Raw genomic sequence first — 11,179 nt, 5'->3', positions numbered from 1 at the left:
TTGGACAAAGTTGTCGAAGCTAACTTATAAAATTAAGGTTGCATTAGATTAGGTTATAGGTGCATAAATGGACGTCGCGAAGCCTCGGGACGTTAGGCGACATTTTTCATAAAAAACTCAGGAGGGATAATAATGAATTTAGCAATAGTTGTTGGAATAAGTAGGTATGATAATTTAAATGAATTACCTGCATGTTATAATGATGCAGAATTAATTGAAGAGGTTTTAGAAAGTAGTGATAGATTTGATGGTATTTTAAGTTTATATGACAAACAATATTTGAAAAGTAATGATTTTAAAGAAAATATTGTAAAATTCATTGAAGAATACAAAGATAAAGAGGTTGAAGAATTATTTTTGTATTATACTGGGCATGGGATGTATGATGGGCAAGAATTTTATTATTTACCTTCAGATTATAAAAAGCAAAAAAGCAAGCAAACTGCTTTAGAAAATTCTGAATTAGATACGTTACTCAAAAGTTTAAGACCTAATTTAACTATAAAAGTAGTAGACGCATGTGAGTCAGGTGTACAATATATTAAGGGTAATAAATTAACTAGTAAATTTGATAGTTACTTAGAGAAAACTGGTGACCGATTCAAATCATGTTATTTTATGTTTTCATCTTATAATAATCAAAATTCCTGGCAGAATGATAACTTAAGTTTTTTTACTAAAAGTTTTTTAAATGCAATTATTAATTATGAAGGATCTGATGTTAGATATAAAGATATTATAGATTATATATCTGATGAGTTTGAAACTTTTGATAGGCAAACTCCTTTCTTTATAGGACAAGCAGATTTTACTGAGAAGTTTTTAACTAAAACGGAACAGGTTAATGAAATTGTAATACCTAGTGATAATCATGGTGTTTCAGAGGAAGAAACTCAGGGAGAAATAGAAGAAGAATTAACTAGTTTAGAAGAATTAGTAAAAAAAGATGCTGAAAAATATTGTACTAAGGAAGAAGTTGAAACAATATTTAACGAAATTGAATCAGTAATTAAGAATTTTGATTATAGTAAAGAAATGATTAATTTATATAATGTTGATCCGTCTTTTAATAAAACTAATAGTGTATTTACTGATTATAATTATAATAATATTGGGCGATGGTTGGAAGATAATAAAGAACAAAATTATTTTGCTAAACCAAAATATAAAGAAGAAACATATGAAGATGAGGAAAGAGTTAAAATAGATAATCCATTATTACCAGCTTCATTAGCTTCGAGATATACTACCAAAACTGTTACTAAAACTAAACAAGTTGTAGATGGTTTTAAAATTACTGAAGATGTTCCATATGAATTAGTACTTATAAAAACAGAACCAAAATTTGAAAATATCCCATGGTGTATTTGTGGTATAACTTTTATATTCTCTAAGACTAAAATTAATTTATTCTATTTTAATTCTTATTATGAAGAGGAAGGATGGGATAGAAGAAAATTAAACAAAGAATTTTCATGGAATTTTTCAACTTATAAGTTAAAAGAAAAAGAAGAAGTAATAAATGGAATAAGAGAAATATTAAATGAATTTCAAAAGTACTTAATTAACAAAATTAAGAAGAAGATAGAAAGCTAGTCTTAATAACGATGAAAAACGTCGCCTAACATGGGCTTAGCGACATCTAGGTATAGAGGATACTGCAGGGTTGTAGCACTGACTTATGAAATTTAGGAGAATAGGCAAATAAAGTAGCAGTAGCTAGACGTCGCGAAGCTCAGGGACGTTAGGCGACATAGGGCATAGTTATATTTTTTTAGATTGAAAATGATGTTAATTTCAAAAAACAATAGAAAGATTTCAAGTCATACAAACTGCTAAAATCAAAAAAATTTAGTTAGTGAGTTTATAATTTTTTAGCAAGGAGGATATATATGAATAATAAAAGTGACTTTGAAAAATATAAAGAAGAATACCGTGATATAAATAATAATCTTGTAATTCCTTCTTATCGAAAATTCTGTAAAGAATTAGATTTACCTTTTCATTTTTGGAATGAACTTTCAAAAGAAGATTTTGATCCAAGAATTTCTCTTGAAGAATCGCCTTTACATAAAGAAGCTATGGAAATTTTCAATATAATAAAACCAGAAGTAGTATTATTTAAAGACAAGATTATAAAATATCAATTCACAAGTTGGGATGGACAATTTCGGTATAATTCATGGTCGGTTTCTCAATATTTAGAAAAAACATCAGATGAACTATTTTATCTTAAAAAGTTAGAAGAAAGCTTGGAAAAAGACTTAGAAAAAAATGATAGTCAAGTAGATATGTTAATTTTCATTATATCTTTATTATTATTTGTTTTAAATATAAGTATATTCTATAGATTCATTAATTTTGAGTGGTTAGTAACAATTGCAGTATTTATAAGTGTGATCACATATCATTTTATAAAAAGTCAAATAAATATAGATATTAATATAAATAGTGATATCCCTGAAAGAATCATTGATGATGATAGACTTGATGATATTAAAAATAGAATTATGAATTTAAGAAAAAAGATAAATAAAATAAGTGATAAGAATAAAAAGTCTGAGAATAAAGATATAGATAGTGAGAATTTATATAATGAATCAGATGATATTGAAGATATTATTTATATTGTAAGAAAAGAGTTATACAAATTGGCTAAAGAGAAATGATTATATTAAGAGCCCTACGATCGCCTAACATGCGATTAGCGACATCTAGGTAAGAGGGAGAGGCAGGGTTGCAGAACTGACTTATGAAATTTAGGAGAATAGGCAAAGTATAGGAGCAACAATGAGACGTCGCGAATCCCAGGGACGTTAGGTGAAATAGGCTTAGTTCACTGTTTTAAAGGAGGGTAAAGAATGCAGGGAGTTATAGAAGAAGTTTTAATGAAATACTTTACATGGTTAGAAGTTTCGTTTTATCTAATTATAGCAATAACTATATTACCAATAGCTAATTCAAAAGATTATAGGTTAAATCCTTTTAAGTTTTTTAATACCGATGATGAAAAAGAAATTTTTGCTTATCTGATTTTAATTGTGATTTTGGCTGCTATTTCTAAAAATTTTGGAGAATGGGGAAGTTTAATATTACATCTTTTAATATTAACTTCGTTTATTTTAATTGGGTTTATATTAAAAGAAATATTTAATTTTGCTTGGGAAGAAATCAAAAAGTTAACATCAATTATAGTAGATTATATGTCAAATCTTGAAAAAGAATATCCTCCTTTAACTTTTTGTATGGTCATTCCAGTGATGTATGTCTGTTTTAAAGTATTTGGAGAAATAGTTAGCAAACCGCCTATAAGTTTGATGATAAATAACATTAGAGTAAATTCAATAGTGGCTTTATGTTTAATTTTAGGACAAGTTTTAATTTTTAAGGGGTTGATACAAACTTTAAAAGATAATAATAAATTAATCTTTGAAGACTTTAAACCTATTCATTTGAATAAGCATTTAGGGATAATAGTATGGCTGTTCAATCTTTTATTAACCTTATATAGTCAAGTTCTTGTACTTTCATTTTTTCAGCCTGAAGCTTTTATTAAGGAAGGGATAAAAATAACTAGTAGTTTTGATTTATTATATTTTACCTTAGTTACATTTTCAACTACTGGGTATGGAGACATTTCCCCTAATACTTTTTGGGGAAGATTCCTAACTGTAAATATTATTATTTGTGGTTTTTTATTTGTTGTGATATTTATAAGTTCTGCTTTGTCAATAAAAACATCTAGAAACAAATAATTTACCACGCCTATTTCACCTAACATGGGTTAGGTGAAATAGGCTTATTTTTTAATTTGAACAGTATATTTTAGAAGGGAGATTATGTATGAAAGAAGTAACTTTAGAGGAGTTTATAAAAGAGAATAAAGAAAGGCAGTTGCATATATGTAAGAATTGCGAGGAGATTGTCGAGTTAGTTCTGGAAAGTTATAAAATACAAATAAATGATAAAATTATTAAGTTTGATATATTACCACAAGTTAAATGTACTGATTGCAATACTTTGCATTTGACTGACAGGTCTAAGAAAATTATAGTAGGTTTTTATAAAGATTTAGAAGAAAAAAATCAAGATGTATTTAGTAGCAAATTTAATCATCAAAATAAAAGATATTCTTTTTGTGAAAGTTATGATTTCAAATATGATTATTTAGATTATGAAAATATACCGGGTTTGAAAAGAATGGGAGATGATGGATTTTTGACACCTGTGTTTTTTCAAAAACAAGCTTTAATTTATTTTTTTCACACTCCTAAATATGAATTAGAATTAGGTTCAGAAACTTATGGAAAAATAGGAACAGATGAGTTTATTGTTCCATTTGGAATAAATACTAATGATAAGGTTGTAATGTGGTTAGGGGATCTTGAAAAATTAGATGATGAAACTTTATCTTTTTTGAAAAGTCAAAATGTAGAATCAGATCATAAATTAATGAAATCTGAATTTTATCTAGCTCAAATATGTTGTGAATGGTCTGAACCTATAATTGAAAAGAAAATAGTAAATTTGAGAAATAAAGTATATGATTTATTAAAAAATAATCATGATATAGCTTTACATAAATTAGAAGAAGAAGTGCTAGAGGTAATAGATGATGTTAAAAAACCAATATCTTATAGTGAACTTGAAGTAAAATCTATAATTAGTGCTTTACATAAAATATTAATTGAAGCTGTAGAAAAGAGAGAGTTTAAAAAATATTATAGAAATAATTCAGAAGACGTGGAGGAAGATTATACTGATTGTGGCAGTATAAAATATTTTGAATTTTTACTTTTGAAACTTTTAGATAAAGATTCTTTAGATGAAGAAGTTAAAGATTTAATTGCTCCACTTTATCTTTTAAATGATTTAAGAATAATATATTTTCATCTTTTATCAGATAGAAAAGTAAAAAGAAAAAAGAAAAATATTATTGAATCGTTAGATTTGGCTTCCTTTGATAATACTAAAAAATTATATAAAAGATTAATAAATAAACTATATGAATTATATAAAACTTTTGTAGAACTTTTACAGAACTAATCTATTAATTGCTTTTATTGGAGGGCGCCTACTTCACCTAACATGGGGTTAGCGACATCTAGGCTTAGAGGTTAGGCGAGGTTGGAAAGCACATATGTAAGTTTTAGAGGATAGACAGGTTATAGGAGTATTGAGCTAGACGTCGCGAACCCCAGGGACGTTATGTGACATCCCCCTTGGTTATAGTTGAAGGAGTAAAATAATATGGGAAATAATTCAACGATTTTTTGGGATTTTGATGGAACTTTGGCTTATAGAGAAGGAATGTGGAGTGGAGCTCTTTTAGAAGCTCTTGAAAAAAAGGGAATAAATCATGATTTAAATAGAAAAGATTTCAAACCTTATTTGAGTAGTGGTTATCCTTGGCATACTCCTGAAGAAGACCATTTACATTTATCAACTTCTGAGGAATGGTGGAATGTAATTGAAAATATTTTTATTCAAGCATATATAGGTTTAGGAATTAATTCGAAAAAAGCAGAAGAACTAGCTAAACTTGCTCATGAATTGTATATTGATCCTGAAAGTTTTGACCTTTATGATGACACACTAAAAACTTTAAAGAAATTGAAAGAAAAGAATTGGAATAATATTATACTTTCTAATCATGTTCCTGAATTAAATGAGATTGTAAAGGGGTTGGGGTTAGATAAATATGTTACGGATTGTATTTCTTCAGGTAGAGTAGGATATGAAAAACCTCATTCTGAAATTTTCAGGATAGCCCTTTCAACTGCAAATAACCCAGAAAGAGTATGGATGATTGGAGATAGTATAAAAGCTGATGTAAAGGGAGCTAATAATTTAGGAATTCCAGCTATTTTGGTTCACAAAGAAGGCAAGAATGAGGTAAAATATCAAGCTAATAATTTAGTAGAAGTTAGAGAAATAATAAAAGAAAACTCAAAGAAATAATTTTAAGAGAAAAATTTAAAGATTTAAAATCAAGCGTTTATAGAGAAAAGGATTGTGCAGGGAGAGAGTAATATGATTTAAAGCGCCGGGGGACGTCACATAACAGAGGCTTAGCGACATCTGGTAGTGGTGCATAAACAGGGGTGAAGCTGACTTATGAAATACAGGGTAGTAAGAATAGGTTGCAGAGTGTATTCCGCAGACGTCGCGAAGCCTCGGGACGTTATATGACATTCAGCTTTTTTGTTAAAAGGGGTGATAATTATTTTAACTTTAAAAAATGTAAGAAGATAAAAAAGCTAATAAAAAGATTTCGAAAATTAGAATTGAGTAGTTTTAGTGCTGATCCCGATGAAAAAACAGCTTCTTTATATGCATTTAAAAATTTAATAAAAAATATTTTATATTATAAAGATTACATAAAAGATGATTTTTTGAGAAAGAAAATGAACAATATTAATCTTGATTTTGATAATATTAGTGGTGCATATGAAGTCAAAGGAGAAATGATACCTTTAATTGATGATATTGAAGAATATGTTGAAGATACTGAGAAAATTTTAAATACAGACACAAATAATAAAAATTGGGAATTAAATTTTTCTAAACTTGAAAGAATGAATATAATTTCAGAAATTGCTCATACTCTTCAAGAAAGAATGACAACAAGAGAAATAAATATATTTTTAAATGGGTTTAACTTAGATTTTGAAGAGAAAGAAATGGCTAATAGCAAAAGAGTATATGTAGAAGAAATTCTTTCTAATGTAAGTGAAGATATTGTAGTTGATATAGCAAATGAATTAGATATTGAAATAAATCAATATGATGACCTAGAAGTAGAAAAGATTAATAAGTTAAATTTTAATTATATTAATGACCAAATAGATAAGTGTAGAAATAAATTGAAAGACAAAGATTATGATGGAGCTATTACAAATGCAAGAACATTAGTAGAAAGCGTATGTTATTATATTTTAGAAGATAGCGGAAAAGAGATTTCTAATAAAGGAGATTTGATAAAACTTTACAAAACAGTTAGTGATTTATTGCAAATGGATCCAAGTATTTATAATGAAGATTTTTTGAAACAAATAAGTTCTGGATTTTTCTCTATAATTAATGGAATAGCAAGTTTAAGAAATGAATTAAGTGATGCACATGGAAGGTCAAAAGATAATTATTATAAACCAGAATATAGACATGCTATGTTGGCAGTAAATAGTGCTAAGACAATCTCAGAATTTCTTTATAGTAGTTGGGAAAATAGAAATATTAAGCAGGATAAATGCGAATAAAAAATTTAGTATGATATCTAACTTATTAATTGGGGGACGCTGAACATCATATAACATGGGCTTAGCGACATCTAGGTATAGAGGATAGTGCAGGGGTGTAGCACTGACTTATGAAATTTAGCAGTATAGGCAAAAGTAAAGTAGCAGTAGCGAGACGTCGCGAATCCCAGGGACGTTACACGAAATGAAAATCTAGGAGGGATTGTGTTGAGTTTCGATAGTATATTAACTATGATTTCAATTTTTATTGCAGTATATAGTATAATCCCTAAATATAAAAAGCTAGAGATTAAACTAATTTTAAGAAAAGCAGATTATTTGTTTATTATACTAGCTTTTTTATTTATTCAGTATTTATTATTTTATGATGTAATGATAAAGTTAGGATTAAATTTAAATTTAGGGTTATCTAAATATAATATAACTCCTTCAAATTCTTCTTATATTATTGTGATTATTATATTTTCCTATTTGTTTTTTAGGCTAACTAAAGGGAAAATTAGTGAAAATAAAATGGTTATGTTAAAAGAAACAGTAGAAGAATTACAAATTACCGAAAGATATAAAGAGTTGATTCAATTATTAAATAAAAATTTAAATAAGTTAAAGTAAATTATTAGTAGAGAAGTTCCTATGTTAGAAGAGAGTCAAAACCAGAAAATGCTTTTAGAAGAAGAAAGAAGTGATAAAAAGACAAAATGTAATTTTTTATTAAGATTCAATTTTATAAAAAAATACTATAAAAATAAAAAAGCAAATATAGAAGAGGTCAATGAAATTTTCAGATTACTATTTACAGATGAAAAATTTATTGAAAATATTATTGATTTAAAACCATACTTAGTGCTGGATTTAGTTGATGTTGACTCTTGGTATAAAAAAGATCTTTTAAGGGCATATTTAAAGAAAAGTTTATTAAATAATAGAAGTATTTTAAATAAAGAAATAGATAATATATCTATGTCATCTGCATTATCTTATACTAACTATAGTCAAATTGAAGAAGATAAAAGAATATTATATTTCATTTTTAAAGATATTAAATTTGCTGAAAATTATGAGGTGTATAACCCTATAGGAGAAGCAGTTGAAAAAAGATTAAAACAATTAAGTAGAATAGATAGTGATAAATTTAATTTTCGATATGAATCTAATGATGATAATTTATTTTATAAATATAATATATATAGAGGGGTTAAATTTTTTGATCTAATGATTTATAATTCAATATTTCAAGAATTAAAATGGCATATGTGGCTCTATTATTTATGTAGTTTTGTAAAGAAAATATGTCAGAATTATGATCCAGATTTTACTATTGTAGATAGGAATGATGAGTTTCCAACTCGATATGATTATTTATTATATGAAATAATATCAGTTTTGAAAAAATGGATTAAATCTATAAAACATTTAAATGATAATTATCACACAAATATTAATATAGATAAATTGAAACATAAAAATGATAATATAATTGTAAGTAGTATAATAGCATTTGGTAGAGTTATGAAAACTATTATTAATAGTAACCTTACTGATAAATTCAAAGAATATATGCTTGGTATTTATTTTGAATTATATATTGATTTAATGGAGAGTGAGAAAGAAAAGGTTGGAGAATTAATGTTAATAGGTATATCATATGGAGGAACAGAATTAAATTCAATAGATAGTGATTATCTTAATTTTATTATAAGATTTAGTTTAGGTTATGATAAAATTAGATTTAGTATATGTAGAGATAAAATTATAAATAAATTAGTGAATGTTTTTTTGAAAGATAATAATTTAAATGATTTTATGGAACCAATAATTTGGAAAAAAGAAAATGATAAGGTAAAAATAAATTGCATGTGGAATAATTTTGATAGTATAACTGTTGATATTGAAGAATAGTGGGTTTGGATTTTCACTTCGTGTAACATAGGGTTAGCGACATCTAGGTTATGAGGATAGGCAGAAGCCGGGATTACACATGAAAGTTTTAGAGGAAAGACAAGTTATAGGAGGGTTGAGCTAGACGTCGCGAACCCTAGGGACGTTATCCGACATGCTTTTGAGAGGGGGGCTATTTTGAGAGATCTAGGCGAAATGGGAGAATCTACTTTAAGAAATTGGGCAGCTCAAGTGGGGGTTACAGCAAATAAAGCAAATCAAGATAAAAGAGGGTGGGATTTTATATTAGAGTTTCCTATAGAGAATTTACCTAAAAATGAAGTTGCTTTAGATAAAATGATTGATCCTATCCAATGTTTTGTTCAAGTTAAAGCAACTGATAATAATAGAGGGCGTTTATCAGTGAAGTTAAGTAATTGGGTTAGGTTGGTAAAAACAAGCTTTCCAGCATTTTTTTTAGTATTAGACTTCAATAATACAAATAAGTGTCAAAAAGCATATTTAATACATATTTGGGAGGAAGAAATAAAAAGAGTATTAAAAAAACTTCGTCAAATTAGTACCGAGGTGGATTCATTTGATTTAAATAAAAAGAGCTTAAGTTTCAAATGGAATGAAAATAACTTATTATCTTCATTGGATGGGGAGGGTTTATTGAAAAAAATTCAGGAGTATATTAATGACTTTAAAACTTATTCAAAACGAAAAAAAGAGTTAATAGATAATGTTGGATATAAGGGTGGAAGAAAAAAGATAGATTTGCAACTGTTAGTTCCTGATTCACATAAAGAACTAGATCCTAAAGAGTTTTTTATTGATTGGAGTTTAGGTTTGCTGGAGGAGGTGAAAGTTGATAAAAGTGAAATAAAAGATTTGAGATTTAATATTGAAGCTCCTAAGCCAGAAGAAATAATTGAAGAGGGAAGTAAAATTGAAATTATACCGAAGCCGGTATCTAAAGATATATTGTGGATTAAAGAAAGTGAAGGGGGGAATGAAGTTCGTGTTCCTGCAAATCTTCATGTGCCTTCAGGAGTAGGAGAGATAATAGATTTAGAAGATGTTAAATATCTTTTTGAGTTGTTTGAAGGAAATAATATTATATTGATTCCAAATAAAAATTCACTTAAATATAATATTCATATACCTGATGTTTTTGAAAACTATAATTTGTCTAATTTAAGTGTTATAGCAAAATTGATTTTATTTTTTTCAAAATTAAAAGAAGGAAATGCAAAAGAAATTTCTATTTTCTACTCATCAGAATTCATAGGGAAAGCCCAAACAAGTAATATGAAAATACCAGATAAATTTATCAAGTGGGCTCATTTAATTAATAAGACCACTAAGATAGCAAATTATTTTGACATCTTAGATCAAGTTGAAGTTAAAGTAATAGAGTTATGGAATCAAGAAATCAAATTAAATATTATGTTAATGATATTAAATATTGAAGAATATGGTTCTAAAAAAATTCGTTTTGAATTTGATTGTGATGGAGAAATTAAATCAGGTAGTGAATTTTGTGTCCCTAATGTAACTGGATTTACACTTGGGGAATATAAAATTTTCGCTGCTGTAGGTTATATTGGAGAAGCAATAACATTAAATAATGAACAAGAAAAAAATTACAGGTTGGAAGTTGATAAGATTGAAATTGTAAGAAAACAACTTTTACGACGTGGAGAAGAATTACCTAAATCGATATCTGAATTTATCAAAGTTATTGAGGATAGATATATAGAGGAATATAATATATTACATCTTTGTGGGCAATATGATAAGGAGTAAACGCACAAAAGCACATCGGATAACATAGGGTTAGCGACATCTAGGCTAGGAGGTTAGACAAAGTTAGTAGTTACATATGAAAGTTTTAGAGAATGGACAAGTTATAGGAGAGTTGAGCTAGACGTCGCGAACCCTAGGGACGTTATGTGAAAGAACTAGTATATTGATTTTTAGTTATAGAATCCAACCAGTAAGAGATCACTATTTTCGAGGGAAGGTTAGGAAATAGT

Annotated in this window: 9 protein-coding genes; all 9 read left to right on the top strand. The window is 27.3% G+C overall.

The features are described from left to right. Nucleotides 1-132: 132 nt before the first annotated feature. The 9 genes from JOC47_RS14955 (at nucleotide 133) to JOC47_RS14915 (ending at nucleotide 10,949) form a co-directional block, all read left to right on the top strand. Complete coding sequence (locus tag JOC47_RS14955; RefSeq protein WP_204703209.1) at nucleotides 133-1,596, top strand: caspase family protein; 1,464 nt, start codon at nucleotides 133-135, stop codon at nucleotides 1,594-1,596. Nucleotides 1,597-1,892: 296 nt separating this feature from the next. Continuing rightward, nucleotides 1,893-2,669 carry a hypothetical protein gene (locus JOC47_RS14950; protein ID WP_204703208.1) on the top strand — a complete coding sequence of 259 codons (777 nt, stop codon included), beginning with the start codon at nucleotides 1,893-1,895 and terminating at the stop codon, nucleotides 2,667-2,669. 192 nt (nucleotides 2,670-2,861) lie between these two features. Continuing rightward, nucleotides 2,862-3,755 (top strand): potassium channel family protein, encoded by an 894-nt coding sequence (locus JOC47_RS14945; protein ID WP_204703207.1) that lies wholly within the window; start codon nucleotides 2,862-2,864, stop codon nucleotides 3,753-3,755. Between the two features lie 88 nt (nucleotides 3,756-3,843). Continuing rightward, on the top strand, nucleotides 3,844-5,046 hold the full coding sequence (locus tag JOC47_RS14940; protein WP_204703205.1) for a hypothetical protein: 1,203 nt from the start codon (nucleotides 3,844-3,846) through the stop codon (nucleotides 5,044-5,046). 204 nt (nucleotides 5,047-5,250) lie between these two features. Beyond that, nucleotides 5,251-5,961: an HAD family hydrolase gene (locus tag JOC47_RS14935; RefSeq protein WP_204703203.1), complete on the top strand. Its 711-nt coding sequence runs from the start codon at nucleotides 5,251-5,253 to the stop codon at nucleotides 5,959-5,961. Nucleotides 5,962-6,104: 143 nt separating this feature from the next. Continuing rightward, nucleotides 6,105-7,259, top strand: coding sequence for an abortive infection family protein (locus JOC47_RS14930; protein WP_204703202.1), 1,155 nt, complete (start codon nucleotides 6,105-6,107; stop codon nucleotides 7,257-7,259). Nucleotides 7,260-7,466: 207 nt separating this feature from the next. Beyond that, nucleotides 7,467-7,871: a hypothetical protein gene (locus tag JOC47_RS14925; RefSeq protein ID WP_204703200.1), complete on the top strand. Its 405-nt coding sequence runs from the start codon at nucleotides 7,467-7,469 to the stop codon at nucleotides 7,869-7,871. A 48-nt stretch (nucleotides 7,872-7,919) separates the two neighbouring features. Further along, the gene (locus JOC47_RS14920) at nucleotides 7,920-9,158 is read left to right on the top strand and encodes a hypothetical protein (RefSeq protein WP_204703199.1); all 1,239 of its coding nucleotides are present in this window, start codon (nucleotides 7,920-7,922) and stop codon (nucleotides 9,156-9,158) included. Between the two features lie 177 nt (nucleotides 9,159-9,335). Beyond that, nucleotides 9,336-10,949, top strand: coding sequence for a hypothetical protein (locus JOC47_RS14915; protein WP_204703198.1), 1,614 nt, complete (start codon nucleotides 9,336-9,338; stop codon nucleotides 10,947-10,949). The last annotated feature ends 230 nt before the right edge of the window (nucleotides 10,950-11,179 follow it).

This window comes from Halanaerobacter jeridensis (genome assembly GCF_016908315.1).
Taxonomy (GTDB): Bacteria; Bacillota; Halanaerobiia; order Halobacteroidales; family Halobacteroidaceae; genus Halanaerobacter; species Halanaerobacter jeridensis.
This window is presented reverse-complemented; position numbering and strand designations above follow the sequence as displayed.

What these genes read in the sequence shown, in the direction of transcription:
- JOC47_RS14955 (WP_204703209.1), top strand. Translation starts at nt 133, where the DNA reads ATGAATTTAGCAATAGTTGTTGGAATAAGTAGGTATGATAATTTAAAT.
- JOC47_RS14950 (WP_204703208.1), top strand. Translation starts at nt 1,893, where the DNA reads ATGAATAATAAAAGTGACTTTGAAAAATATAAAGAAGAATACCGTGAT.
- JOC47_RS14945 (WP_204703207.1), top strand. Translation starts at nt 2,862, where the DNA reads ATGCAGGGAGTTATAGAAGAAGTTTTAATGAAATACTTTACATGGTTA.
- JOC47_RS14940 (WP_204703205.1), top strand. Translation starts at nt 3,844, where the DNA reads ATGAAAGAAGTAACTTTAGAGGAGTTTATAAAAGAGAATAAAGAAAGG.
- JOC47_RS14935 (WP_204703203.1), top strand. Translation starts at nt 5,251, where the DNA reads ATGGGAAATAATTCAACGATTTTTTGGGATTTTGATGGAACTTTGGCT.
- JOC47_RS14920 (WP_204703199.1), top strand. Translation starts at nt 7,920, where the DNA reads ATGCTTTTAGAAGAAGAAAGAAGTGATAAAAAGACAAAATGTAATTTT.